30 protein-coding genes and 1 other annotated feature are annotated in these 26597 nt (G+C 38.7%); all 30 genes read right to left on the bottom strand.

Translation table 11 applies throughout. The features are described 5' to 3' along the window. Nucleotides 1-66: 66 nt before the first annotated feature. Nucleotides 67-600: a transcription termination/antitermination protein NusG gene (gene nusG, locus D0S48_RS13070; protein WP_144540941.1), complete on the bottom strand. Its 534-nt coding sequence runs from the start codon at nucleotides 598-600 to the stop codon at nucleotides 67-69. A 102-nt stretch (nucleotides 601-702) separates the two neighbouring features. Continuing rightward, the gene (gene secE / locus D0S48_RS13065) at nucleotides 703-888 is read right to left on the bottom strand and encodes a preprotein translocase subunit SecE (RefSeq protein ID WP_144540939.1); all 186 of its coding nucleotides are present in this window, start codon (nucleotides 886-888) and stop codon (nucleotides 703-705) included. A gap of 43 nt (nucleotides 889-931) precedes the next feature. Then, a complete protein-coding gene (gene rpmG / locus D0S48_RS13060; protein WP_144540937.1) occupies nucleotides 932-1081 on the bottom strand; it encodes a 50S ribosomal protein L33 in 150 nt (49 codons plus the stop codon). A 74-nt stretch (nucleotides 1082-1155) separates the two neighbouring features. After that, entirely contained in the window at nucleotides 1156-1827 is a 672-nt protein-coding gene (gene sigH / locus D0S48_RS13055) for an RNA polymerase sporulation sigma factor SigH (protein WP_144541046.1), read from the bottom strand. A gap of 44 nt (nucleotides 1828-1871) precedes the next feature. Next, complete coding sequence (locus D0S48_RS13050) at nucleotides 1872-2381, bottom strand: NYN domain-containing protein (protein WP_151112044.1); 510 nt, start codon at nucleotides 2379-2381, stop codon at nucleotides 1872-1874. A gap of 4 nt (nucleotides 2382-2385) precedes the next feature. Then, complete coding sequence (rlmB, locus tag D0S48_RS13045) at nucleotides 2386-3147, bottom strand: 23S rRNA (guanosine(2251)-2'-O)-methyltransferase RlmB (protein ID WP_151112042.1); 762 nt, start codon at nucleotides 3145-3147, stop codon at nucleotides 2386-2388. Next, nucleotides 3147-3509, bottom strand: a complete 363-nt coding sequence (locus D0S48_RS13040; protein WP_151113819.1) for a Mini-ribonuclease 3 — start codon at nucleotides 3507-3509, stop codon at nucleotides 3147-3149. The genes rlmB and D0S48_RS13040 overlap by 1 nt, the downstream gene beginning before the upstream one ends. A 61-nt stretch (nucleotides 3510-3570) precedes the next feature. Continuing rightward, complete coding sequence (gene cysS, locus D0S48_RS13035; protein WP_151112040.1) at nucleotides 3571-4971, bottom strand: cysteine--tRNA ligase; 1401 nt, start codon at nucleotides 4969-4971, stop codon at nucleotides 3571-3573. Further along, complete coding sequence (cysE, locus tag D0S48_RS13030) at nucleotides 4952-5626, bottom strand: serine O-acetyltransferase (RefSeq protein ID WP_151112038.1); 675 nt, start codon at nucleotides 5624-5626, stop codon at nucleotides 4952-4954. The genes cysS and cysE overlap by 20 nt, the downstream gene beginning before the upstream one ends. 48 nt (nucleotides 5627-5674) lie before the next feature. Beyond that, nucleotides 5675-5895: a binding site (T-box leader), on the bottom strand. Nucleotides 5896-5951: 56 nt separating this feature from the next. Further along, nucleotides 5952-7415 carry a glutamate--tRNA ligase gene (gltX, locus tag D0S48_RS13025; RefSeq protein WP_144540927.1) on the bottom strand — a complete coding sequence of 488 codons (1464 nt, stop codon included), beginning with the start codon at nucleotides 7413-7415 and terminating at the stop codon, nucleotides 5952-5954. Nucleotides 7416-7568: 153 nt separating this feature from the next. Next, complete coding sequence (ispF, locus tag D0S48_RS13020; protein ID WP_151112036.1) at nucleotides 7569-8048, bottom strand: 2-C-methyl-D-erythritol 2,4-cyclodiphosphate synthase; 480 nt, start codon at nucleotides 8046-8048, stop codon at nucleotides 7569-7571. Between the two features lies 1 nt (nucleotide 8049). Beyond that, the gene (ispD, locus tag D0S48_RS13015; protein WP_151112034.1) at nucleotides 8050-8742 is read right to left on the bottom strand and encodes a 2-C-methyl-D-erythritol 4-phosphate cytidylyltransferase; all 693 of its coding nucleotides are present in this window, start codon (nucleotides 8740-8742) and stop codon (nucleotides 8050-8052) included. Nucleotides 8743-8806: 64 nt separating this feature from the next. Further along, complete coding sequence (locus D0S48_RS13010) at nucleotides 8807-9898, bottom strand: PIN/TRAM domain-containing protein (protein WP_144540921.1); 1092 nt, start codon at nucleotides 9896-9898, stop codon at nucleotides 8807-8809. Nucleotides 9899-10138: 240 nt separating this feature from the next. Next, entirely contained in the window at nucleotides 10139-11509 is a 1371-nt protein-coding gene (gene radA / locus D0S48_RS13005) for a DNA repair protein RadA (RefSeq protein WP_151112032.1), read from the bottom strand. 196 nt (nucleotides 11510-11705) lie between these two features. Beyond that, entirely contained in the window at nucleotides 11706-14156 is a 2451-nt protein-coding gene (locus D0S48_RS13000) for an ATP-dependent Clp protease ATP-binding subunit (RefSeq protein WP_151112030.1), read from the bottom strand. Next, nucleotides 14153-15250: a protein-arginine kinase McsB gene (locus D0S48_RS12995; protein ID WP_144540916.1), complete on the bottom strand. Its 1098-nt coding sequence runs from the start codon at nucleotides 15248-15250 to the stop codon at nucleotides 14153-14155. The genes D0S48_RS13000 and D0S48_RS12995 overlap by 4 nt, the downstream gene beginning before the upstream one ends. Beyond that, on the bottom strand, nucleotides 15240-15782 hold the full coding sequence (locus tag D0S48_RS12990; RefSeq protein ID WP_151112028.1) for a UvrB/UvrC motif-containing protein: 543 nt from the start codon (nucleotides 15780-15782) through the stop codon (nucleotides 15240-15242). Before D0S48_RS12990 ends, D0S48_RS12995 begins: the two co-directional genes overlap by 11 nt. Nucleotides 15783-15797: 15 nt before the next feature. Next, nucleotides 15798-16271 (bottom strand): CtsR family transcriptional regulator, encoded by a 474-nt coding sequence (locus D0S48_RS12985; protein WP_144540913.1) that lies wholly within the window; start codon nucleotides 16269-16271, stop codon nucleotides 15798-15800. A 166-nt stretch (nucleotides 16272-16437) separates the two neighbouring features. Further along, nucleotides 16438-16896 (bottom strand): GNAT family N-acetyltransferase, encoded by a 459-nt coding sequence (locus D0S48_RS12980; RefSeq protein ID WP_151112026.1) that lies wholly within the window; start codon nucleotides 16894-16896, stop codon nucleotides 16438-16440. Between the two features lie 11 nt (nucleotides 16897-16907). Continuing rightward, nucleotides 16908-17915: a ribosome small subunit-dependent GTPase A gene (rsgA, locus tag D0S48_RS12975; RefSeq protein WP_144541042.1), complete on the bottom strand. Its 1008-nt coding sequence runs from the start codon at nucleotides 17913-17915 to the stop codon at nucleotides 16908-16910. Between the two features lie 381 nt (nucleotides 17916-18296). Further along, complete coding sequence (locus D0S48_RS12970; protein ID WP_225321620.1) at nucleotides 18297-19205, bottom strand: ABC transporter permease; 909 nt, start codon at nucleotides 19203-19205, stop codon at nucleotides 18297-18299. Beyond that, nucleotides 19174-20097 (bottom strand): ABC transporter ATP-binding protein, encoded by a 924-nt coding sequence (locus D0S48_RS12965; protein ID WP_144540906.1) that lies wholly within the window; start codon nucleotides 20095-20097, stop codon nucleotides 19174-19176. Before D0S48_RS12965 ends, D0S48_RS12970 begins: the two co-directional genes overlap by 32 nt. 99 nt (nucleotides 20098-20196) lie before the next feature. Beyond that, nucleotides 20197-20487 carry an ATP-binding cassette domain-containing protein gene (locus D0S48_RS20970; RefSeq protein ID WP_225321619.1) on the bottom strand — a complete coding sequence of 97 codons (291 nt, stop codon included), beginning with the start codon at nucleotides 20485-20487 and terminating at the stop codon, nucleotides 20197-20199. Nucleotides 20488-20638: 151 nt separating this feature from the next. Next, complete coding sequence (locus D0S48_RS20965; RefSeq protein ID WP_225321618.1) at nucleotides 20639-20923, bottom strand: ATP-binding cassette domain-containing protein; 285 nt, start codon at nucleotides 20921-20923, stop codon at nucleotides 20639-20641. After that, on the bottom strand, nucleotides 20920-21288 hold the full coding sequence (locus tag D0S48_RS12955) for a GntR family transcriptional regulator (protein ID WP_144540902.1): 369 nt from the start codon (nucleotides 21286-21288) through the stop codon (nucleotides 20920-20922). Before D0S48_RS12955 ends, D0S48_RS20965 begins: the two co-directional genes overlap by 4 nt. Continuing rightward, the gene (locus D0S48_RS12950; protein WP_151112022.1) at nucleotides 21281-22081 is read right to left on the bottom strand and encodes a hypothetical protein; all 801 of its coding nucleotides are present in this window, start codon (nucleotides 22079-22081) and stop codon (nucleotides 21281-21283) included. The genes D0S48_RS12955 and D0S48_RS12950 overlap by 8 nt, the downstream gene beginning before the upstream one ends. Before the next feature lie 573 nt (nucleotides 22082-22654). After that, nucleotides 22655-23617, bottom strand: a complete 963-nt coding sequence (locus D0S48_RS12945; protein ID WP_151112020.1) for an ABC transporter ATP-binding protein — start codon at nucleotides 23615-23617, stop codon at nucleotides 22655-22657. A gap of 11 nt (nucleotides 23618-23628) precedes the next feature. Further along, the gene (locus tag D0S48_RS12940) at nucleotides 23629-24552 is read right to left on the bottom strand and encodes a C40 family peptidase (protein ID WP_144540897.1); all 924 of its coding nucleotides are present in this window, start codon (nucleotides 24550-24552) and stop codon (nucleotides 23629-23631) included. After that, nucleotides 24549-25643, bottom strand: a complete 1095-nt coding sequence (locus D0S48_RS12935; RefSeq protein ID WP_151112018.1) for a mandelate racemase/muconate lactonizing enzyme family protein — start codon at nucleotides 25641-25643, stop codon at nucleotides 24549-24551. The genes D0S48_RS12940 and D0S48_RS12935 overlap by 4 nt, the downstream gene beginning before the upstream one ends. A gap of 13 nt (nucleotides 25644-25656) precedes the next feature. After that, nucleotides 25657-26580, bottom strand: a complete 924-nt coding sequence (locus D0S48_RS12930) for a S66 peptidase family protein (protein ID WP_144540893.1) — start codon at nucleotides 26578-26580, stop codon at nucleotides 25657-25659. Nucleotides 26581-26597 lie beyond the last annotated feature (17 nt).

The raw sequence follows: 26597 nt of genomic DNA, 5'->3' as shown, positions 1-26597 counted from the left end.
GCAGACTTTTTTTCAGTCTGACCTTTGAAATGATACCACTTATCCATTTTTTTAGCAAGTAATAAATTATACTTTGATTACTTGTTCGAAATCTAGTTCCATATTTGTTTCGCGACCAAACATATCGATAGAAACAGTCACTTTGCCTTTTTCGGCTTCAATAGCTTCTACTTTACCTTGGAAATGTGCAAATGGTCCTTCTAATACTTCTACCAATTCTCCGATGGAGAAGTCTACTTCAACTTTGCGATCATTCATACCCATTTGTTTTAACATGGATTGAACTTCTTCTGGAGCAAGAGGAGTTGGTTTTGTACCGCCGCCTGATGAACCAAGGAAGCCAGTAACACCAGGTGTGTTTCTCACTACATACCAAGCATCGTCTGTCATGATTAACTCAACAAAAACATATCCTGGGAATGTTTTTCTAGTTACTACACGTTTTTTCCCATCTTTGAAATCTGTTTCTTCTTGTTCAGGGATGAACACTCGGAATATCTTATCAGACATCCCCATTGTTTCTACGCGTTTTTCTAAATTTGCTTTTACTTTATTTTCATACCCAGAGTACGTATGAACAACATACCAATTTTTTTCCATAGTGTCGGGACTTAAGCGTCCTTCCCTCCTTTTCTAAGACAAATGAAAAAACCCGTTCGTTGACTAAGACGGGCTATTTTCAAATATTTACATGCTACAAACCTATAACTCCAAGTACCAACGGAACAATTCAGAAATTCCTAAGTCTACTACTGCAAAGAATACAGCCATAACCACTACTGTTGCAAGCACAATGATTGTATAGCGTGTTAACTCTTTACGTTTTGGCCAGCTTACTTTTCTCATTTCTGATACTACGTTTTTAAAAAAACCACCAATATTAGCCATTTTAGCTAAACCTCCACATGGAAAATCTATCTTACTTCTATACTCATATCGTTTGTTTGTGTACTGTATGAGCATTACAATGCGTGCAATACTTTTTTCTTTCTATGCGAACAGAACCGGTATCTTTAGATGCAGGGACTGTATAATTGCGGTTACCACATTCTACGCAACTCAAGACAATTTTCTTAGTCATTTTCTCACCTTTTCGGCGTATAAGTCTTTTTCAAGATTATCACCTTCGCCATACCATGTCAACAAAATCCCAAATTATGCATAATTACTTCCAATTTCCATATAACGCTCCAGTTTACGTTTTACTCGCTGTAACGCGTTGTCTATAGATTTAACATGACGATTCAATTCTTCAGAAATTTCTTGGTAGGACTGTCCATCTAAATACAAGGCGAGCACTTGCTGCTCTAGTTCACTTAATATCTCTCCCATTTTACCTTCAATGTAATCATAATTCTCTCTATTTATGATTAATTCTTCAGGATCGTCTACAACTGAGCCAGCAATCATATCCATTAGAGTTCGATCTGATTCTTCATCATAGATAGGCTTGTCCAAGGAAATATAAGAATTAAGCGGGATATGTTTTTGCCTAGTAGCTGTTTTAATAGCAGTAATAATCTGTCTAGTTATACAGAGTTCAGCAAAAGCTCTAAAAGATGAAAGTTTCTCTTCTCTAAAATCTCGAATCGCCTTATATAAACCAATCATTCCTTCTTGAAGAATATCTTCTCTATCAGCACCTATTAAAAAATAGGATCTACCTTTCATTCTTACAAATGAGCGGTATTTCGTTATCAAATAATCTAGCGCTTCAGTGTTTCCTTGATGAACCATCTCTACAAGCTCTTCATCTAGTAAACTATCCAATTGTTGTAGATCCAGCTCTGTTTTTTCCAATGAAGTCACCTCAGCTAAATTAGACATATTTACCATCAGTATACAGGAAGCAAATTTATAGCGTCAATGAGTCATTTCATTCCTCTTCGCCATTTTTCGAAAATTTCCGCTACTTCCTCCGATAAAATAATTGTCGAAGTTGGCTTATTCTCTTGGATATTCTTCACTTTTTTCGTAATATTCGAGGAAATAGAAAGCATTTCAATTTCTAGTTCTCTAGCAGATTTTCTTAGCGCACCTTGTCCAAATATGACCCTTTGTTCTGTCATATCAGAGGTGGCTACATAGATTTGCACTCGCCTTCCACTTAGCTCTCGGGTTAGCTTTTCAATCCGTTCGTCTGCTGTTTCATTTTCTCTCGTATAGATAATTTCAACATCATACTGCTTCTTTTTGTTTTCTATACCCGGTACTAAGTGAGCATCAAACACAACTATTACTCGAATACCGGTAAATGCTTTATACTCCGCCATTTGCTCGATTAGTCTATCTCTAGCATCTAGTAATTTATCTTTTTTTAGTTTTCTTAACTCGCTCCATGCGCCGATGATGTTATAACCATCGACAAGTAGAATTTGCATAATCCTATCCTTTGAGCGGGTTTCTTACGCGCAATACTTCATAAAGAAGTATCGACGCAGCAACTGACGCATTCAAGCTAGTTACATGACCAACCATCGGCAAATGGTAAAGAAAGTCGCATTTATCTTTTAACAATCGGCTCATCCCTTTTCCTTCACTGCCGATTATTAGAGCTAGTGGAAGTGTGGCATCCATATTTCTATAGTCTGTAGATTTGGCAGCATCTGTACCTGCAATCCATACCCCACGCTCCTTGAGCTCGTCCACTGTTTGCGCCAAATTTCCTGCACGATAAACCGGTATATGCTCAATAGCACCTGTAGATGCTTTTGCTACGACTGCAGTTAAACCAACCGCTCTTCGCTTCGGAATGATAATACCATGCGCTCCTACCGCATCTGCAGTTCGCATAATGGACCCTAGGTTATGCGGATCTTCAATTTCATCCAAAATAATAAAGAGAGGATCCTCTTTTTTACTCGCAGCTAGATTAAACAAATCGTCTAATTCCGCATATTTATAGGCAGCAACAGATGCAACAATTCCTTGATGATTTGCATCGGTTAAATTATCCAGTTTTTTCTTTGGTACGAACTGAACAATAATGCCAGCCTCCTTTGCCAGTTGAATAATTTCCGTCACTCCACTTTTTTGGATGCCTTCCGCTATCCACACTTTGTTCATATCTCTTCCTGAACGTAATGCCTCTACTACAGGGTTTTTACCAGCAATAATTTCTCCTGTTTGTTCTGTTTGATCAGCCATTATTTTTTCTCTCCTTTCTGTCCATCAATAAAGTCAATGGAAAAATTCAGGACCTCTTGCAGGCGTTCTGCTTGCTCACTTAAGTATAAGCTTCCAATAACTGCTTCAAACGCGGTACTATAATGATACGTTAAAACGTCTGTATTTTTAGGGACAGTTCCAGATTTGGCATTTCTGCCTCTTCTTAAAACAGCCTCCTCTTCCTCTGTCAAAAATTTAGTGTTTAACATTTCTTTCACTATCATCGCTTGCGCCTTGGCAGATACATACTTTGTTCCTTCCTTATGCAGGATATTCGGTCTTACACGCCCCGAGCGGATGAGGTGTTCGCGCACAACTTGCTCGAACACCGCATCTCCCATATAAGCTAAGGCCAAGGAATTAAGTTGCTTTACGTCAGATACTTTAAAGTTTAACAAAAGGTCACCCTCTCTTCCATCGGATACCTTGGGCAGTATCTTCCAAAATAATATTCATTTCTTTTAGTTGATCTCTAATTTCATCTGCACGAACAAAATTGCGATCTTTTCTCGCTTGATTTCGTTCTTCGATAAGAGCATCGATTTCCTCATCCAGGACTTCTGTCTCCTTAGAAAGGGTAATTCCAAGAACTGCTGTTAAGGAATCTAAAATCGAAATAAATTGCTTTAGCACTGCTTCAGATGTTTGCTTCTCTAACAGATATGTGTTCGCTAATTTAGATAGCTCAAATAATGCAGCTATTCCATTTGCCGTATTAAAATCGTCATCCATCGCTATTTCAAATTGCTGTTTTACTTCCTCTATTTTGTGCATCCACATGTCATGCTGATCACCTAAATCCGCTGTTGTTTTTAAGCGATGAAGAACATTTTCATACGAGGTACGGATACGTTCCAAACCTGCCTCCGCTTGCTCCACAAGTTCCTGTGAGTAATTAATAGGATTACGATAATGAACACTAAGCATAAAGAAACGCAATATTTGTGGGTCAATTTGCTTGCGGATATCATTCACCAATACGAAGTTGCCGAGCGATTTAGACATTTTTTCGTTGTCTATATTGATATAACCGTTATGCATCCAATATCTTGCAAATGTCTTACCGGTCCTTGCCTCTGATTGAGCAATCTCATTTTCATGGTGAGGGAAAGTTAGATCCTGGCCTCCTGCGTGAATATCAATCGTGTCTCCTAAAATTTCACGAGCCATAACAGAACATTCGATATGCCATCCCGGACGACCTTGACCCCATGGGCTTTCCCAGAATATCTCACCCGGCTTTGCAGCTTTCCAAAGGGCAAAATCTAATGCATCCTCTTTCTTTTCACCTCTCTGAATACGAGCCCCTACTTTTAAGTCATCCACCGATTGATGGGAGAGCTTTCCGTAGCCCTCGAACTTTCTTGTACGATAATAGACATCACCTTGTGATTCATAAGCATAGCCTTTTTCTACTAATACCTTTATAAAATCAATGATTTCCACCATGTGATCCGTTACACGAGGATGGGAATCTGCTTTTGAGCATCCTAAAGCTTCTACATCTGCAAAATAAGCATCGATAAAGCGACTTGTCAATTCGGATACATCTTCTCCAAGTTCATTTGCAGCTTTAATAATTTTGTCATCTACATCTGTAAAGTTTGATACGAATGTTACGTCATATCCACGATACTGTAAATATTTGCGTACAGTATCATATACAATAACTGGTCGAGCATTTCCAATGTGAATATAGTTATATACCGTTGGACCACATACATACATTTTTACCTTTCCTTCTTCTATTGGCACAAAAGGCTCTTTTTCACGTTTTAATGAATTAAATATTTGAATTGTCATGACGATTAGCTCTCTCCTTTTCCTCTGTCAGTCGATCAATTTCTTGCTGCAGCAACACAATCTTACCTTCCATCTCCTTACAGCGATCAGCGAACGGATCCGGTAAATCTTGATGGTCTAAGTTTCTCTTTACCTTTTTGCCATCCTGAATAACGACTACCCCTGGTATTCCAACTACCGTCGAGTTCTCTGGAACATCCTTTAAGACTACAGAGCCTGCTCCAACCTTACTGTTGTTGCCAATTGTAATGGAACCCAATACTTTAGCTCCAGTAGCTACTAAGACATTATTTTTAAGTGTAGGGTGTCTTTTTCCTTTTTCTTTTCCCGTCCCACCTAAAGTTACTCCTTGATATATGGTACAATCGTCACCTATTTCACATGTTTCTCCAATAACAACACCTGAACCATGATCAATAAAGAAACGTCTGCCAATTACTGCTCCAGGATGGATTTCTACACCTGTAAAGAATCTGCTTATTTGGGATATTAGCCTTGCAAGAAAGTACCATTTCTTTTTATAAAAGGCATGGGCTATCCGATGACTCCAGATTGCATGTAAACCGGCATATGTTAAAACAACCTCTAGCTTGCTGGTTGCGGCTGGGTCCTGCTCAAATACCACTTCTATATCTTCTTTCATACGCTCAAACATTAAAATCACTCCTTTTTTCCACAAAAAAAGTCTCTGTCTATAAATATAGACAGAGACGCTCATTCGCGCGGTTCCACTCTGATTGGAAAGATACACATACTCTTTCCCGCTTCACATCTTTAACGCAGATGATACGTCCAGCCTACTCATAGTTCGGCATGGCGCTCTGAGGTGCATTTCCATAACTCATTGGTTCAGACCACTTTCAGCCGGTGATGGTCCTCTCTAAAGAACTTGCGTTACGTACTTCTCCTCTTCTTAGCTTTCTTTTTTTCGTTCATGAATTGTACACTCATTTTCACACCTTGCAGTGGAAAAGTCAATTTTATTGTTTTGCGTATTTAGAAACTCTAGCGATTACTTTTTCTTTCCCTATTAAGCTGATCGCATCTGCTAATTCTGGACCATGCGTCTGACCAGTTGTTACGACACGGATAGGCATAAATAGGTTTTTCCCTTTATGTCCAGTTTCTTTTTGGACCGCTTTAATAGACGCTTTAATCTCAGCTGCCTCAAATGTATCTAAGCTCTCTAATTGTGCTTTAAATGCCGTCATGACTTCCGGAACTTGTTCGCCAGTCAAAACTTCTAGAGCTTCTTCATTATATGCAACGTCGTCGTTGAAGAACAATGATGACAATTCAATAATTTCTGCTCCAAAACTCATTTGATCGTGATAGAGGGCTATTAAATTAGTTGCCCATAGTTGTTGCTCCTCTGACAATTCTGCAGGAAGAAGACCCTCTTTTTGCAGATGTGGCAAGGCAAGCTCTACTACTTTTTCAAGTGGTAGCTGTTTAATATATTGATTATTCATCCATGTTAATTTTTGCTTATCAAACATAGATGGTGATTTTGAAAGACGAGTAACGTCAAATAGCTTGATGAATTCTTCCTTAGAGAAAATCTCTTCCTCTCCTTCAGGAGACCATCCTAATAGAGCAAAGAAGTTAAACATAGCTTCTGGAAGATAACCCAGGTCTTTATATTGTGCAACAAATTGAATAATTGATTCATCACGTTTTGATAATTTTTTACGACTCTCATTAATGATTAAAGTCATATGACCATATTGTGGATACTCCCAGCCAAATACATCAAACACCATTAATTGTTTTGGAGTATTTGATAAATGCTCTTCTCCTCGGAATACATGTGAAATTTCCATTAAGTGATCATCTAATACTACTGCGTAGTTATACGTTGGGATGCCGTTAGCTTTTACAAGTACCCAGTCTCCAACGTCTTTCGATTCAAAGGAAACAGAACCACGAACTAAATCTTCAAACGTATACGTTACATTTTCAGGCACACGCATACGGATAGTATAAGGCATTCCAGCCGCTTCCTTCTCTTGCACTTCTTCTTTAGATAAATGTCTGCATTTTCCGTTATACATCGGTGCAGCCACGCCATTTTCTTTTTGTTGCTCACGGTCAGCTTCTAATTCCTCTGAAGTACAGAAGCATTTATAAGCATGTCCTTTTTCTAGCATTTCTTCCGCATATTTTGTGTAAATATCTAAACGCTCCATTTGTCGATAAGGCGCATAAGGTCCACCGATATCTACAGATTCGTCGTATTCCATTCCTAACCACTTTAAGTTATCCAGCTGCGATAATTCTCCGCCTTCAATATTACGCTCAATATCTGTGTCTTCTATACGAACGATAAATTTCCCATTATGGTGGCGAGCAAATAAATAATTGAATAATGCTGTACGTGCCCCTCCAATATGGAGATTTCCTGTAGGACTTGGTGCATAGCGTACGCGAACTTCTTGTGTCATTATAAATCCTCCTAGTTATCTTGCGTTTAAATTAAACCTTCGTCTGGAAAGTGGAATCAATCAGTTTTTAAGGCAAGGCATATCTTCACTTTTGCCTGTCTGCTAAAGTAGTAAACTTTATCTATTCTACCACTGCCAGTAGTTTTTTTAAAGTTAGTCTTTTTTCAATAAAAGGATGGTAGCTAAAGATGCAATTCCTTCCTCTCGTCCAGTAAATCCTAACTTTTCAGTAGTCGTTGCCTTCACGTTGACTTGAGACACATCAGCTTGCAAAAGCTCTGCAACTTTGGCACGGATTTCCTCAATGTAAGGAGCCATTTTAGGCTTCTGAGCAATAATAGTGCAATCTACATTTCCAAGCTTGTAGCCTCGCGCATCTACTAGCTTCCATATATGCTCGAGTAATTTAGCGGAATCTGCATCTTTAAAATCGGGATCCGTGTCAGGGAAATGTCTGCCAATATCTCCTTCTCCAATAGCTCCTAGCGCTGCATCTGTAATTGTATGAAGCAATACATCCGCATCCGAGTGACCAATTAGCCCTCTTTCATAGGGTATCTTGATTCCTCCTATTATTAATGGGCGATTGTCTGCAAATTCATGTACGTCAAAGCCTTGTCCAATTCTTAACAATTTATTGTTCCTCCTGCTTTCGTTTATTTAAAATTACTTCTCCAAAAAGTAGATCCTCTTGAGTGGTAACCTTTACGTTATCATAGGTGCTCTCCACGATGTGAACCTTTTCACCTTGTCTTTCTACCAACATGGCCTCGTCTGTTCCTAAAAAGGACTCTAGCTCTGCCATTCTTTCGGCTTTTTCCAATATGTTATATTGAAAAGCCTGTGGAGTCTGGATGATCCATAGGCTCTCTCGTTCAACCGTTTCCTGTATTATACCATTTTGAACTTTTTTCATCGTATCTTTGGCACGAACTGCTGCTACAGCGGCTCCAAATTTTTCAGCGGCCTGTACTAGACGATGGATAACGTCTTGATGGATGAAAGGTCTAGCAGCGTCATGTACTAACACAACTTCTTTAGAGGGGCTTGCCTTCAAGCCTGCATACACACTGTGCTGCCTTTCTGCTCCTCCTTCAGTTATTGCCGCAACCTTTTGAATAGAATACTGCAGAAGAAGCTGCTCTATATATGATTGTTCATCTTTTTTTACCGCTAAAACAATATGAGCACATTGGGGATCTCGTTCAAATACGCGGAGGGTATGTATTAGTACAGGTATATTTTTTAATTCTATAAAAAGCTTGTTATGCTCTGCTCCCATTCTTTTGCCACTTCCCGCAGCTGGTAAGATTACTGTGTAAGCCATTTCGTTTTCCTCCTCCGTTACAAAGAAAAAGGGTATGCTCCTAAAAGGAAACACCCCTTACTACTTATTTCGTTTCCTGTGGTTTCGCAAAGATCATTCGTCCTGCCGATGTTTGAAGGACACTTGTCACTTCCACATTAATCGCTTGTCCGATGAACGCTTTACCACCTTCAACTACAATCATCGTGCCATCATCTAAATAAGCTACACCTTGATTATGCTCTTTTCCATCTTTAATCACAACAACATGCATTATTTCCCCGGGAATAACTACGGGTTTGACAGCATTAGCTAAGTCATTAATATTCAATACCCGCACTTGATGCAATTCACATACTTTGTTTAGATTAAAATCATTGGTTACTACTACGCCACCCATTTTTTTGGCTAGACGCATTAGCTTTAAGTCGACCTCTTGAACATCATCAAAGTCTTCCTCCACTATTAAAACCGCAGTGCTTCTTTCATCCTTCAATTTGTTTAAAACATCTAGACCTCTTCGTCCTCTTGTTCTTTTTAACGTATCAGAAGAATCTGCGATATGCTGAAGCTCCGTTAAAACAAATTGAGGAACTACTAGCACACCTTCCATAAAGCCCGTTTCCGATATATCTGCTATTCTTCCATCAATAATGACACTCGTGTCTAGCAGCTTATAGGTACCCAACGGAAGTTCCTTGGCTTCCTCCTCAGCTGTTTTTTTCTTCAAAGAAGGTAGTTTAGAGGACGGGGTGAACACATGTAGCAATTCGTCTCTCTTTTTGTATCCTACCTGGAAACCTAGATATCCTAAAATAATGGTTAAGAGAACAGGGGCAACCGAACGAATGACTGGTAGCTCAATAGTTGATACAGCCGAGCCAAGGAAGAAAGCTACCACTAACCCGATTACCATCCCTAGTGTCCCAAATAACAAATCTCCGATTGGGGCCTTTAAAAGCCTTTCTTCCATCCATTTGATAAAATGTATTAAGTAATCTGTTAAAAATAGGGCAGCCACATACAGCATGATTGCTCCGATTATTACGGAAACATATAAATTATTAATCAAAGGGTTGTCGGATAAATTGATTAGTTCATATAAGTGCGGTAAGAATAGCAACCCTAATGTTCCACCTATCAATACAAAAGCAATTTGGATAATCCACTTTAACAAATTTTCCACCTCCATTTAAATTTTATTATACTTCCTGTTTTCCCTATACGTCTAATAAGTCGCAAGGAAGAAGGTTATCCCTTGCCCGCTAAACTAACATGAAAATGTCAGATTGACACTCTAACGTGTACAACCAAAGCAAAGGATTACCTATCTGTTACTTTTAAATCTATGAGTACACCCAGTTAAAACAAGAGTTAAACTTGAATACTTTATTCCCCCGCAACATCTTATTTCTTTTTATGAAAAGGCTTCTTTCATCACCTGGTTTACAGACTCTACTCCAATAACCTGCAGACCCTTCGGATAATCCCAGCCCCCCATATTAGATGCAGGGATAATTGCTCGTTTAAAGCCTAGCTTAGCTGCCTCTTGCACTCTTTGTTCAATCCTAGATACTCTTCTTACTTCTCCTGTTAATCCTACCTCACCTATAAAACAGTCGGTTGGAGCAGCACCCGTATCTCTAAAACTAGATACGATACTTACTAGGACGGCTAAATCGATGGCAGGTTCGTCTAATTTTACTCCACCGGCAACTTTTATGTAGGCATCCTGCGTTTGAAGTAGCAGTCCCATGCGTTTTTCTAGCACGGCCATTAATAAAGAAATTCGATTTTGATCAATCCCTGTGGCCATCCTTTTTGGATAATTAAAGCTCGATTGTGTCACAAGCGCTTGAATCTCTACTAAAATCGGTCTTGTCCCTTCCATTGAGGCAACAATGGCAGATCCAGCCGCTCCCTGGGAACGCTCCTGTAAAAATAATTCAGATGGGTTAAGTACTTCCCTTAAACCCTGTTGCACCATCTCAAAAATAGCAATCTCATTGGTAGAACCAAATCTATTTTTTTGTGAGCGCAATATGCGATGATTATGATGACGTTCTCCCTCAAAGTATAAAACAGTATCTACCATATGCTCGAGTATTCTTGGACCAGCAATTTGGCCTTCCTTAGTTACATGTCCCACCAAGAAAATGGCAATATTTTTAGTTTTCGCAATCCGCATTAGCTCAGCTGTACTTTCACGCACTTGGGATACACTTCCTGGGGCACTTGTTACCTCTGGATGATGAACCGTTTGGATAGAATCCACTATTACAAACCGTGGGCTTACTTGATCAATCGTTTCATTGATCAATTCTAAATTGGTTTCCGAATAAATATAAAGTTCATTTGAAGTGACTCCTAGACGTTCCGCTCGGAGTTTTGTCTGGCGGATTGATTCTTCTCCTGATATATAGAGTACTCTTTCCCCTTTATTCGCAAGAAGAGCAGAAACTTGTAAAAGAAGCGTTGATTTACCTATACCTGGATCTCCCCCAATTAAAACTAGGGAGCCTGGCACAATTCCTCCGCCTAATACACGATTCAATTCTACTAAATCAGTTTGTACACGTGGTTCCTCGACTGTTTCAATGGATATGATTGGGGTTGCTTTTTGAGTGACTCCAGACGAATGCTGAAAAGAATGTCTAGGTCCCTTAGAGACTACCTCTACCTCTTCCACCATAGTGTTCCATTCTCCACACCCCGGACATCTACCCATCCATTTGGCAGCCTCGTAGCCGCAAGAGTTACACATAAATTTTGTTTTCTTTTTAGCCATATGAACCTCCTATTAAGAAAAGCACAAGCGCCTATGTCTGCCACGACAACAAAATGGAGAAAAGCGGATGAGCAGCTTTTTTCCATTTGACCTCGAGTGGCTAGGTGCTGGAGCTAGACAAATACTTTACACAAAAATCATAAACTTTCTTAACCTGTAAAAAAGGCATTCCGGTAATCTCGGAATGCCTATATTATTAACTTTCTGTGACAGGTTCTGTTGTACGAACAACAAATTCGTCATTTTCTACATCAAATACTACACGCTGACCCGTTAAAACTTCCCCTTTCAACAATTCCTCTGAAAGGCGATCCTCCACATGTTTTTGTAATGCACGGCGCAACGGACGTGCTCCGTATGTTGGATCGTAACCTTCGGTAGTAATTTTGTCTTGGGCAGCTTCCGTAAGCACTAGCTCTATTCCTTGTTCTTTTAGACGCTTCGCTAGCTGTTCAGTCATTAATGTCACTATTTGTTTTAAGTGTTCTTTTTCTAATGAGTGGAACACAATCATTTCATCCAAACGGTTTAAGAATTCTGGGCGGAATGCTTTTTTCAATTCTTCAAGCATTTTACCTTTCATATCTTTGTAATCCGTTTTCCCAGCCTCTTGTAGATTAAATCCTACATGCTTATTGTATTTAAGTGCGTCAGCTCCAACATTTGACGTCATAATTACTACTGTATTACGGAAGTCCACCGTACGTCCTTTAGAATCTGTTAAACGACCATCTTCTAATACTTGTAGAAGGATGTTGAAGACATCTGGATGTGCTTTTTCGATTTCATCTAAAAGAATAACCGAATACGGCTTGCGACGAACTTTTTCAGTTAATTGACCACCATCATCGAAACCTACATATCCAGGAGGTGAACCTACTAAACGAGAAGTAGAGTGTTTTTCCATGTACTCAGACATGTCTACTCGAATCATTGCATCCTCGTCCCCGAACATTACCTCTGCCAACGCGCGAGCTAGTTCTGTTTTACCTACTCCTGTAGGACCTAAGAAGATAAACGAACCGATTGGACGCTTAGGATCTTTTAGCCCTGCGCGAGCACGACGGATAGCACGAGAAATAGCATCTACAGCTTCTTTTTGACCTATAACTCGTTCATGTAATTTGTCTTCTAGTTTTAATAATTTCTCAGATTCTGTTTGAGCAAGCTTGGAAACAGGGATTCCCGTCCACATAGAGACAACAGAGGCAATATCCTCTACAGTAACTTCTGATTCTTCTTTGCCTTGTTTTTCTTTCCAAGTGTTTTTCATTGTTTCTAATTTATCTTTTATCTTCTGTTCTTTATCACGGAAAGATGCTGCTTTTTCAAATTCCTGGCTTTGAACAGCTGCATTTTTCTCAGAACGAACAGCTTCTAACTTAGCTTCTAATTCTTTTAAATTAGGAGGAGTTGTATAGGAACGAAGTCGTACCTTAGAACCAGCCTCATCGATTAAGTCTATCGCTTTATCAGGCAAGAAACGGTCTGAAATGTAACGGTCTGACATTTTAACAGCTGCTTCTACTGCCTCATCTGTAATTTTCACTCGGTGATGCGCTTCATAGCGGTCACGTAATCCATAGATAATTTGTATCGCTTCTTCAGCAGAAGGCTCGTCAACTTGAATCGGCTGGAAGCGACGTTCCAGTGCAGCATCTTTTTCAATATATTTGCGATACTCATCTAAAGTAGTTGCACCGATACATTGAATCTCTCCACGAGCTAGAGCAGGCTTCAAAATATTAGAGGCATCGATCGCACCTTCTGCTCCACCAGCACCAATTAATGTATGAAGTTCGTCGATGAATAGAATGACATTCCCTGCTTGGCGAATTTCATCCATTACTTTTTTCAAGCGGTCTTCGAATTCTCCCCGATATTTAGTACCAGCAACAACCGTACCCATGTCTAAAGTCATAACACGTTTATCTCTTAATATTTCCGGTACCTCATTTTGTACAATTTGTTGAGCAAGACCTTCTGCAATTGCAGTTTTACCAACACCTGGTTCTCCTATAAGAACTGGATTGTTTTTCGTACGACGAGCCAAAATTTCTATAACGCGTGTAATTTCCTTGCTACGGCCGATGACTGGATCTAGCGTACCTTCTCTTGCAATTTGAGTTAAATCCCTTGCTAACCCGTCTAACGTAGGCGTGCTAGCTGGAGCGACCCCATTGGAATTGCTATTACTATGAGATTGATCGGAGCTTCCTAATAATTGAAGTACCTGCTGGCGCGCTTTGTTTAAGCTTACACCTGCATTGTTTAACACTCTTGCAGCTACACCTTCTCCTTCACGGATTAACGCGAGAAGTAAATGCTCTGTTCCAATATAAGAATGACCAAGCTTTCTAGACTCATCCACTGAAAGTTCAATCACTTTCTTAGCGCGAGGCGTATAGTGAACAATAGGGCCGACTTCCTCTGCCCCAGTTCCAACTAGCTCCTCAATACCTGCTTCTATTACTTTTGGATCTACTTCAATTGCTTCTAAAGCTTTTGCCGCAATACCACTGCCCTCTCGAATAAGTCCAAGTAATATATGTTCTGTTCCTATAGATTCGTGCTTTAAGCGAATAGCCTCTTCTTGAGCTAATTGTAAAACTTTTTGCGATCTTTGCGTAAATCGATTAAACATCATGCAGGTTCCTCTCCTTTTGTTTTCTCTTTTTCTCCTTTTTGCAAACGTTCCCTTAACAGCTTAGCTCGAAACATATCACGCTCCGAAGCATTTAAAGTTGTACCAGCATACTTTTGTAAAAATCCTGGCTGCATAAAAACCATACATTCATTTAAGATAGACATATCCACATCTTGAATAAGTCCAATATCTATCCCTAAGCGTACATCGGATAGGCATCTTGCTGCCTCCTCCGTTGTCATAAGACGAGCATAGGATAAGGTTCCTAACGAACGATAAAGACGATCCTCTAGTGTATTGGGAGAATGCTTTAATAGTGCATCTCGTGCTTCTCTTTCTTTTTGAATAATTTGTTCCGTAATGCTTTGAAGATCAGCAAGTATATCCTCCTCAGTCTTACCAAGTGTCGTTTGATTTGATACCTGATAAACATTGCCGAGCGCTTCACTACCCTCTCCATATATCCCTCTTACTACCATTCCAAGTCGAGAAATAATGGTTACTATTCGATTCATTTGTTTTGTTTTCGTTAATGCAGGTAAATGCATCATAACTGATGCCCTAAGTCCAGTGCCCGTATTAGTAGGGCAACTTGTTAAATATCCAAACTGTTCATCGAATGCGTAAGGTAATTCTTTTTCCAATAAGCTATCTATATTATCTGCCCGTTTATAAGCCTCTTCAATTTGGAGGCCTGGAAAAAGGCACTGGATCCTAATATGGTCCTCTTCATTTACCATGAGACTAACAGATTCATCCTCCGATAAAAGGACGGAGCCTGTATTCGGAGAATTTGCCAATTTGGGACTGATCAAATGCTTTTCTACTAACACTTGGCGTCCGAGCTCAGATACATCTTTTATCTGAATGGAGGAAAATTTCATTTGCAATGCTTCATCAGCAGCATCCAACAAAGTGGCTGAAACAGATTGGTCAATTTTATGCGCTTCGTCCTCTGTAAATGCAAGAGGGAAGCGAAATCCATTCAGATTTCTAGCCAATCGGATCCTTGTGCTCATCACAATGTCAGAATGCTCTCCTTCCCCTTCCATCCAACTAGATCTGGAATTATCTAAAAAGTTATCAACCGACATAGTGGTCGCCACCTCCTTCGGCAAGCTGTTTTTCTAGTTCTTTTACTTCATCTCTCAGCTTAGCGGCATCCTCAAATTGTTCATGCTCGACAGCATCCTTCATTTGTGTACGTATCGCTTCAATTCTTTTCTTTAAAGCTATTTTTTCACCAAGTACCCCTGGTGCTTTTCCAATATGTGTCGTATTGCCATTATGCAGACGTTTTAAAACTTGGGGTAAATGAGGACGAAAGCTTTCATAACAAGAAGCGCATCCAAACTTACCTTCCTCTAAGAACCTCTCAATAGACCAGCCACATTCATTACATTCAAGTGTTTTCTGTTGTTTTTGTTGAACCATCTGCTGATCCGCGTGGTTAAACCAATTAGATAGAAGCTGATGGAGAGATAATGGGTCTTGTTTATATTCAACATAAAACGGGTGTAGGCTATTTGCACAAACCTCACAATAATGTCGTTCAAAGTGTTCTCCGTTATGCACCTGTGTAACCGTCACTTTGGCCGGTCTTTGCTTACAATTTTCACAAATCACTTTTCAACACCCCGTTCATTTTTCACTTTTTTCATATTTTAACGTTAATAGCATCGCACAAAGTATTCGTGCTCTTAGATCGTCTCTTGCAGGCAGTGGGATGGCTAAAGTCGTTCTGGCTAAGGCTGCTAAAATAATTTTTGCTTCTCGCTTAGTTATCACTTCTTCATCCAATAATCTAAATACAATATCTTCTGTCGCGGACTCAGACGCCCCGGCTTCCAGACTTTGTATTATATGCTCAATCAATTCAGCTTTTGTATGGGCCCGAACGCGGAGGATTCGAATATACCCACCACCACCTCGCTTACTTTCCACCAAATAACCACGGTCCTGTGTAAATCGAGTGTTTATAACATAATTTATTTGCGAGGGGACACAGTGAAATTTTTCAGCGATTTCACTTCTCTTTATTTCAATCTGCCCTCTACTTTCTTCTTCGATAATTGACTTCAAATAACCTTCAATAATGTCAGATATATTTCTCATCTTCTCTCACCTCTTCTCATTAAAACTGACTTTGACTATATTTGACTATATTATATAGCGAAATTTTTGTATGTGCAATTGATATGCCTAACATAAAAACAACAAAAAAACTACCAACATTTATTGTCAGTAGTTTTAGGTTGTATCAAAATGGAAACTTATATTCTTATATTTGTGAATTGTATTTGAGTTGTGTAATAAAAAAATTAGGCTCTACTTCAATGTCCTTTATTTTGGAAAAGTTGTGTCTTTCGTACAAAGTAAGCGCCGGTTTATTTTTTGCACCAGTAGATACTATAACACTTACACTATCAGGAGCGAGGTCCAATACGTATTTTAACAGCTCAGAAGCTATTCCCTTCCTGAAATGATTAGGGTGGACAACTAACCTACAGATATCCATTTCATCTCCATTAATTTCATATGAAATAAAACCAAGCAGTTGTTCCTTTTCATACTTTCCTATATAAATTTCTTTAGAAGCTTTAATATCCTCTGTAGTTTCCTTAAGCTGCGGAATGCCATCAAAACCGATAATCTCCACTTCCTTTCGATAAGCCGGAAGCTGTACTTCAAGCATTTCTTCTGCTACAGATTGATTGTGATGATCAAGTAATAAAATCATTGCGTACCTCTTTAAACTTTTCTTTTTTTATTGTTTTTTTGGGCTTTAGATAATTGCTTCCATTTATCTCGCTCTGTTTTTTGTGCAGCCAAGTCGTTTTTACGTTCCATATGGGCAAGTTCACGTAATAATTTTACATAGCTCCTATAACGGTCCTCTTTTAGTACACCAGAACGAATAGCCTCCTGAATCGTACAGCCAGGCTCTTTTTTATGCTGACAGTCTCTAAATCGACACTGCATTGCAAGCTCTTCTATATCTTGGAAGCTGTTGCTAATCCCCTCGCTTGAATCCCATAGCTGAAATTCTCTCATCCCTGGTGTATCTATCAATAGCCCTCCTCCAGGTAACAAAGAAAGCTCTCTATGAGTTGTTGTGTGACGCCCCTTACTGTCATCCTCTCGAATGTCACTAACCGCCATCACTTCTTCTCCTGATAGAGCATTTATCAAGGAGGATTTACCTACACCTGAAGAGCCAAGTAATGCACCTGTCTTCCCTTCGCCAAGAAGAGCGGCCAAGTCTTCTATTCCTTCTCCTGTAACACTAGAAACAGCAAAGATTTCGACGCCAAATGCAATAGATTCGACTTCATTGATATAATAATCCAATTGCTCACAAGCATCTTTTTTCGTTAGAACAACTACTGGTGTCGCCCCCGAATCCCAAGCTGCGAGTAAGTAACGCTCTAACCTTCTAACATTGAAGTCTTGGTTGAGTGACATCACTAAAAACACATAATCTACATTCACTGCAACCAATTGGATTTCCATAGTTGTACCAGCCACTTTTCTTGAGAATTGCGATTGTCTCGGTAAAACCTGTTGAATAATCCCTTTCTCTTCTCCTGGCATTTGCTCTAAAACAACCCAATCTCCTACTGCCGGAAAAGCTTCTCGATTGTTGTCAAATTTAAACTTACCTGAAAGGGAGCATAGCCACTCTCCATCATTTGTGACTACTCGATATAAATGTTTATGCTCGAGTAAAACTCGGCCTACTAATCCTTTGCTCGTCATCTTTTCTTCCCATTTACTATTCCATCCATACTTTTCGATTAAATTCAATTTAAATTTCCTCCTAATTTTCCCTAAAAATATTTTAATCGCCATTTTTTATTCGGCGAAATACTGGGCAACAAAAAAACCATGATTGCACGAATCAGCAATCATGGTTTCCCGATCATTAGTAAAGAAATTTCAAAAAGTATGGAGAAATAAGCTCGATTGTCTGTTTACAATCAAACCAATACCTATTCAGCCTACATTTAGAAAATTACAGAGTGGGACATCATGAACTTACTGATTCGTTTTGTGTTATATACAATAGCCATAATGCCTCACTCCTTTCCTTAAGTTAAATTCAGAATACTACAAGTTTTTGAAATATGCAATAGGCAATTACGCCGTTACATCACGTTTTGTAAATGACCAGTAGCTTGTTACTAGGAATATTAACAGATACACGACAATTATTATAATAGAAAAACTTAAGGTCATGCTTTCTATTAGCGGTGTATTTGTTCCGATAAATTGACTTAAATTTGTATTGGCAAATATAATGTATTTCGGAAATTCAAAGTCCAGCATTGCAAGAATTTGAGTTACTTGTACTCCTGCAAACATTAGGAAAATAGATATTCCAATTGCTAATGAGCTAGAGCGGAACACTGAGCCAATCATAAAAGCTAAGGATCCAATTACAAATACATTTACTAAAGACAGAGCAGTTAAAAGCAATAATCTGCCCCAGTATGAAACCTCCACTACCTTGCCATCGACTAGCTCTAACTGCGTACCTGGAACATTATCAAAGAAAATGTATCCAAAGATTATCCCCGAAACAAGAAGAACTATTGACATCATAATTGCAAACAGACCAACTGTGATTAGTTTAGACGTTAGAATTTTCCATCGCTTTATTGGTCTAGTTAGTAACATTTTAATTGTTCCTTGGGAAAATTCAGAAGCTACTATTCCACCAGCCACTACTACCGTAAATAATGTGACAACGGACATCATATTTGGAAGACCGCTGATAAACCCTTGTGCACTATCGTCAACGATAGGAGACAAATTATTATCAGTTCTATATTTAGTTAGTTCAGGACCCTCAGAAATGGCAGTCATCTCTTCTACAGTAATAGTTTCTCCTTCACTACTCTGTGAAATATCTATTGAATATACCCATTTTACAAGACCAGCCGAAGCAAGCATTAACAACACGAGCAATATAGTCATTACCCATGTTGATTTTTTAGTCCAAAGCTTTAACCACTCATTTCGTACGAGATTCAGCAATTTGCCCACCTCCTGTAATTTCTAAGAATTGATCTTCTAATGTTTTTCTATGTGGTGTTACGGAATAGATTTGTAAATCATTTGTAATCATTTCTGCAACAAAAGCAGGAACTTCTTCTTTGTTTAGAGGGATTACATAGCCAGTTCCTAAAGACTCAAAGGTGATTTCCTTATAATTAAAGAAATCTACTACCTTTTCTTGATTTGATGCTTCAATGTAATAATGAGATTTTTGCTGTTCATTTACCTCTTTAATAGATAAGAGCTTCCCATTTTGAATAACTGCAATTCTATCGCACATTAACTCTATCTCAGCGAGCAGATGACTTGAAACAAAGATAGACACACCTTGCTCTACTGCTATTTTTCTTAAATACATACGGAATTCACGAATACCTGCAGGATCTAGTCCATTGGTAGGCTCATCTAAAATGAGAAATTTAGGCTTATGTAAGATAGCCTGTGCTAAACCTAGACGCTGTCTCATTCCTAGAGAATAAGTAGATACCTTTTCGTTAATACGCTTTTGAAGTCCTACCTGAGCAATCACTTCGTCAATGCGTTCCTTGGTTATATTCTTATTCATTCGTGCAAAATGAACTAAATTCTTATACCCACTCATATATTTATACATTTCAGGGTTTTCTACAATCACCCCGACCTTGCTCATGGACTCCTCAAAATTCTCTGAAATAGGCTTCCCCTCTATAAATACCTCTCCTGATGTCGGTTCCATAAGACCTGTCATCATTCGAATAGTGGTTGTTTTCCCAGCTCCATTCGGCCCTAAAAATCCTGTTATTTGCCCAGGATATAAATCTAATGTAAGATCATCAATAATTTTCTTTTTCCCGATTACTTTAGTAAGATTTTGTAGTCTTACTATTGGTTTTCTCTCCATTTAATTCACCTTCCTTATCAATAATTTTGTTCTTATTAAGGTATACGTCTATAAACTAAATAAGTTCTATAAAATTCCATTTTTATTTTTCTTGGAAATTTAATATGACTTTGCTGCTTCTAACTCGTTCTCTCTTTGTTCTTGGAATAAGTTAGTCATCCAAGTCGTAATATCTTTTCTTTGTGATTCTCTTATATCTTCGACCAACTCATGAGCAATAACCGAGCCCTCACGCATCACGACAATTTCATCTAAAATTGGTTCCATATCCTTCAGCTCGTGAGTAGATAAAATTATAGACTGTGTCTCTATATCTATAAACTGTATAAATCCTCTTATAATAGACTGTCTTACCATTGGGTCTAAGCCAGAAAGAGGCTCATCTAGCAAATAATAATCTACCTCTCTACCTAGTGTAGCGGCAATTTTTGCTCGCCCTCGATTTCCCTTTGATAATTTTTTTAAAGGGGCATGTATATCTAGCTGTAAAAAATCAGCTACGATACAAGCCTTATCATAACTAAAATCATCGAACTGAGAACTAGAATCGAAATAGCTGTTTCACTGTGAAATATGGAAAAACGTCATCCGCGTCTGGTAAATATGCTACTTTTTTAGCTACGAGATATGACACAGGCTCTCCATCAATTTGAATGGACCCACTTTTAGTAAGCAATACCCCTGCCATCAGCTTTAAAAGTGTAGATTTCCCACTTCCATTTTCACCGACTAAACCAATTATTTTACCTTTAGCAAAAGTAATTGTTACATCATTTACCGCTATCTTGCCTCCATACCTCTTAGTTAACCCATTTATATCAATCAATTCAACTCACCTCTTTTACGGGAGGATAACTGGACAATAATCTCCTCTTCTGTAAATCCAAATGACTCCATTTGATGAAGAAATGTAGTCACTAGCGTCTGCTTCATCTCTTCTCTTAGCTCTTCTAATCTTTGCATATCCTCAGTCACGAACGTCCCCTGCCCTCGTTTGGTCTCTGTTAGGTGCAACAACTCCAACTCTTTATAGACACGTTGCATTGTATTGGCATTAACACCGAATTCTAGTGCATATTCTCTTACCGAAGGTAAACGATCCCCAGGCTTCACGTTTCCCTTTAATAAATCCCCAAAAATTTTCTCCATGATTTGTTGATAGATGGGCTTATCCGGAAGAAAATCAATCATAGGTGTATCCTCTCACTTTCCTTTGTAAAACAAATGTTGAGATTATAAATAAGCATGTAAAAACAACAAATTCCAATATAATTTGTCCTACGTAAAAGTGATCCGTAACCTCTAAAAACATATAAAAATCTTTGGAGCTAATTTCTCTTACATTCATCTCAGGCAGGTTTATTTTCCAGTAGCTAGTTAGTGTTTCATATAGCTTACTTTCTGTAAATTTTGCGTAGTTATGGAATGCAAAGAAAAAGAAGACGATAGATACTATATTAGATAACGCTTTATTGATTGGTCTTAAAAGTCGGCCAAGCACCCAAGTAACCAAGATTCCGATAGTAAAAGTAAGTGCTGCAAAAGCTGAAGTAAATAAAAAATATACCTCTAATTTCATAATCCAAAGCATACTAGTATCCTCTAAGGGTTGGAAAAGCCAATAACCAATCATTGTAGTTATTATGACAACTAAAAGTGATATAAAGGTGAATACAAAAAATGCAAATAGCTTTGCCCCAAGCAGCTTATACATAGATGCATTTGTATGAAACCACATGTCCGAACGTTTCATATCCTTTTCTAAGCTTGCAAAGAACAAAATAGGCATTCCTATAATGTGCCCCAAAACCCAAATCGATGATAAAACAAGCAGTACATTCCCTAAACTAAAATCTATTCCGAAGATTACCTTTAACAAATATGGGCCCATTAGTACTACCAGTACGTTAATAAGTAATCCAATTAAAAGTAAGGATTTATACGCCATCCATTCTTTCCAAATCAAGCCTTTCCATTGACTCATATTTCATCCTCACCATCCTAGTGTATTAGTTACATAATACACTAGGATTTAACATAGAGTCAAACAAATTTTCAATTTAATTCCTTTCATGGGAATAACGGATGAAAGGTTGAAAAAATGAGAAAGGCAGATTCCGTCCACCATAACCCTTTCTATTTGATATCAAGGGATAATGTTTGTAAAGCTAGATCACCACTTTGAAAAAAACAGAAAAGCTCCAGCACCTTTTTATACTTCTAAAAAAGTAAAACTTGGAACAAGTATGGTGGATTTCCGCTTTATACGGCGGAAGCGATAAGCCATCACCGTCGCTAGCGCGTCGTTTGTGATGTCTTATCTGTCTCCCTTACCCCGCTGGAGTCGCCGCCTGTCGCTTCAATCCACAACATAATAAATGTTGGAGGAAGAACAAACTCCTATATATAAAATTAAATTTTTCTTTAAAAGATCTATTTGATCTGCTCAACTTCGCTAAATTTAAAGGTCTTTAGCTTTTGGGACATAATTTATATACTTCTCTGTAAATAAAAAAACACCAATCCAATGTTAATTAGACTGGTGGTTTTTAAAATATCAATTATAAAGATGACATGCTACAAAGTGACCCGGCTCTTGCTCTTGCCAAATCGGCTTTTTCTCTGAACATATTGCCATAGCATGCGGGCAGCGAGTGCGGAATACACAGCCTGACGGTGGATTGATCGGACTTGGCAACTCACCTTGAAGGATAATTCGTTGACGAGATTCTTCGATATCCGGATCTGGAATTGGGATAGCGGACAACAATGCCTGAGTGTAAGGATGTAATGGGCTATCGTATAATTGGCTACTTGTTGTCAGCTCAACCATATGCCCTAAATACATTACACCGATACGATCAGAAATATATTTAACCATAGACAAGTCATGCGCTATAAATAAGTAGGTCAAGCCTTTTTCTTTTTGAAGGCGCTGTAATAATTTTACTACCTGGGCTTGTACCGAAACATCCAATGCTGATATTGGTTCATCTGCTATGATAAATTCCGGATCTAGAGCAAGGGCTCGAGCAATTCCAATACGTTGTCTCTGCCCTCCAGAGAATTCATGGGGATATCGATTGGCATGATCACGATTAAGACCAACATCCTCTAACAATTCATAAACCCTTTCTTTTACCTCTTTTTTAGAATTATATAGTTTATGAATTTCCATAGGCTCAGCGATAATTTCTAAAACAGTAGATCTTGGATTTAAGGATGCATAGGGATCTTGGAATATCATTTGCATTTTCTTTAAATAATTTTTGCGTTCTTTATCGTTCATTTCATGAACATTTTTCTCTTCGAACAGCACATCTCCCTCTGTTCGGTTATACAAACCTAAAATAGTGCGACCAGCAGTAGATTTTCCACAGCCTGATTCCCCAACTAGACCAAATGTTTCTCCCTTGAAAATTTCAAAGCTAATACCGTCAACTGCTCTTAATGTACTGCCCTGACCTACCTCAAAATGACGTTTTAAATCCTTTACAGATAATAGAACATTCTCCGTCATATGTTTCCCCCCTAACCGTCATATCTTCTTACTGCACATATCTCTTTTTCTAATTTTGAGCCTTCTAACACTAAAATCTCCACCGACTTACCTGTCGAAGGCGAATGTAATAATTGGCCGTTCCCATAGTAAAACCCAACATGTCGCACGGGTCCAGTTCCTTCATCATTTGCAAAAAACAACAAATCTCCTCTTTTCCATAAAGAGGGGTCATCCTTCGACACTTCTTTTCCTTTTATGGCCTGATCACTTGCGTCACGAGGGATCAAATAGCCACACGCCTTTAACATATTGTATGAAAAACCAGAGCAATCATAGCCGTATGGGGACATTCCTCCCCATAAATAAGGTAAATCTAAATATAATTCTCCCAGCTTCACCGCTTCCTCTGGTGGAAGTTTTGGTAGTTGCTCAATAGACTCTGCAAATTGTACATTTTCTTTTCGGATCAATGTCTCTCCATTTGGAGCTTGAACCTTATAATAGCTACTTGTTTCCGATATAACAGGAAGGATTGCATTAAATGGTAGAACAAGTAGGGGTTTCTCTTCCATATCCCATAGCTGAGTTTTACTATCCTTCACTCGGACAATGCCTTTATTTTCGACCTCAGTCACTTCTTTTAATTGGACTAACGGCACCCAACCAGGATATCCTCTTACATCTTTTTTAGATGGTTGCCACACTGCGATAATTTTAGCCCAACCATCACTTATCTCATCCACCATAACCGGCTCACCATAGAGGAGTTGGGTTTGAACACGATTTTCATCACATAAAGCAAGACGTTCCTTGTATGGAAGAGCTTCTAGCCACTCTCCTAACTGAACAGGATTTGAAATTCCTGGACTGTCTACTTCTCTAGCAGAAGCAGGCTCTGTCCAAACAGTTGCGACCTTTACTGCACAAATCCAATGATTACTCACTAACGTCATTGCTTCTCCCCCTCCGTTTTTATGCTCTCAATCCCTAACCCATAGCCTTCTGAAAATGTCATGCTGCTAGCTTCATAGATTACACCACCAGTGACTATGTCCTCTGCAAGCATTAAAGGAGCATCGAAATCATAGAATTGAACATTTGGTTGGCTTGCTGCGAAATGAGCAGCTGCTGTTATGCCTAATTTAGTTTCGATCATGCTGCCCACCATACATATAACTCCACTTGCCTCTGCTAATGCGTTAATCTTTATAGCTTGATGAATACCGCCAGATTTCATTAATTTAATATTAATCATGTCAGCAGCACGCATGTCTAACACACGTTTGGCATCATATACAGAGAAAACACTTTCATCCGCCATAATAGGAGTGATTGTTCTTTCAGTTACGTATTTTAAGCCCTCTATATCATCTGAAGATACTGGTTGCTCAACAAATTCAATATTTAGCCCTGCGTCTTCCATTGTTCCGATAGCACGGACTGCTTCTTTTGCATTCCAGCCCTGATTGGCATCTAATCTAATTTTAATTTCTTTCCCTACCCGCTTCCTAATAGCCTGAATACGATTAATGTCTTCTTGAATTGTACCTATTCCAACTTTCACCTTTAACGTTTGAAAACCTTGACCAACATAACGATAGGCATCCTCTGCCATCTCAATAGGATCATTAACGCTTACTGTAAAATCAGTAATCAGCTTGTTTCGATATCCTCCTAAGTACTGGTATAGTGGTAGTTTCGCATATTGACCTAAGAGATCAAAGATAGCCATATCAACAGCAGCTTTAGCACTCGAATTTCTGACAATAGCTTTATGAATTCTTTGAAAGATTAACTCTTTCTCTAATAAAGAAAGCCCAATTACTTGTGGGGATATTACTTCGTTTATAGCGTAACGAATACTTTCCAAGGAATCACCAGTAATTACATGTGTTGGAGGAGCCTCCCCAAAGCCCACTATTCCTTCCTCGGTAGTTACCTTCACGACTATGGAATAAGCAGTAGTGACCGTACGAAGTGCGGTTTTAAAAGGTTTTGTCAGTGGCACTGCCACATAAAATGTCTCAATAGATTGTATTTTCACTCGTGACTCCCCCTTACTCAACTCCAGGTAATATTGCTAGCGTCAAATTCTCCGTATTCAGTACCGCTTCCACTCCTAAAGGAATTGCAAAGTGCGGCTGACAATGACCAATCAGAAAACCTTTTAATGCTGGCTTCCCTAAATCCCCTAAATAATGATTAAAAACTTCATCCATCGTTAATGATTTTTTTCCTCTCTTAGGCTCCGCATCACAGAAATCTCCAATGACAAACCCAGCTGCCGCGTTTAGCTTACCCGCTAACCTTAATTGATTGAGCATACCGTCAACCTTGTAAGGCTCTTCTCCAATATCCTCTATTAATAACAGCTTCCCTTGAGTATCAACTTCATATTTAGTCCCTATCCCACTTGCAAGAAGTGATAAATTACCGCCTACAAGTTCTCCTCTAGCGACTCCAGGCGAAACTACTGATAGAGGAGATATATCCTCTGTATAATGTAGCTCCATTGGCTGGAATAATTGAAGAAACATTTTTTTAGATAAATCACTAAATGTACTTTTTCCAACGTCTGACGCTAACATAGGGCCATGAAATGTAACGATATCAGAGTATAAATTCATGCTAGTATGTAAATATGTAATGTCTGAGTAACCCCAGAAAACTTTAGGATTTTCATTCATTAGTTGATAATCTATTTGGTCAGCATACCTTGCCGTACCATAGCCTCCACAAGCACATATAATACCGTCTATATTTGGGTCCGCGAACATCTCATGTAAATCTTCTAGTCGCTCTTCGTCTGTGCCCGCTAGATACCCATTAACTTGTTGTACACTTTTTCCCATCCTATAAGATAATCCTAATTCCTCTAAAAACGATAGGGAGCGGTTCAGTTGATCTATATTAGGTGGACTAGCTGGAGCAATAATCCCAATTGTGTCCCCTTTTTTTAATCGTTTTGGTCTTATTTTCATATGTATAATCTCCTTTG

This window comes from Psychrobacillus sp. AK 1817 (assembly GCF_008807035.1).
In the GTDB taxonomy this organism is placed as follows: Bacteria; Bacillota; Bacilli; order Bacillales_A; family Planococcaceae; genus Psychrobacillus; species Psychrobacillus faecigallinarum.
This window is presented reverse-complemented; position numbering and strand designations above follow the sequence as displayed.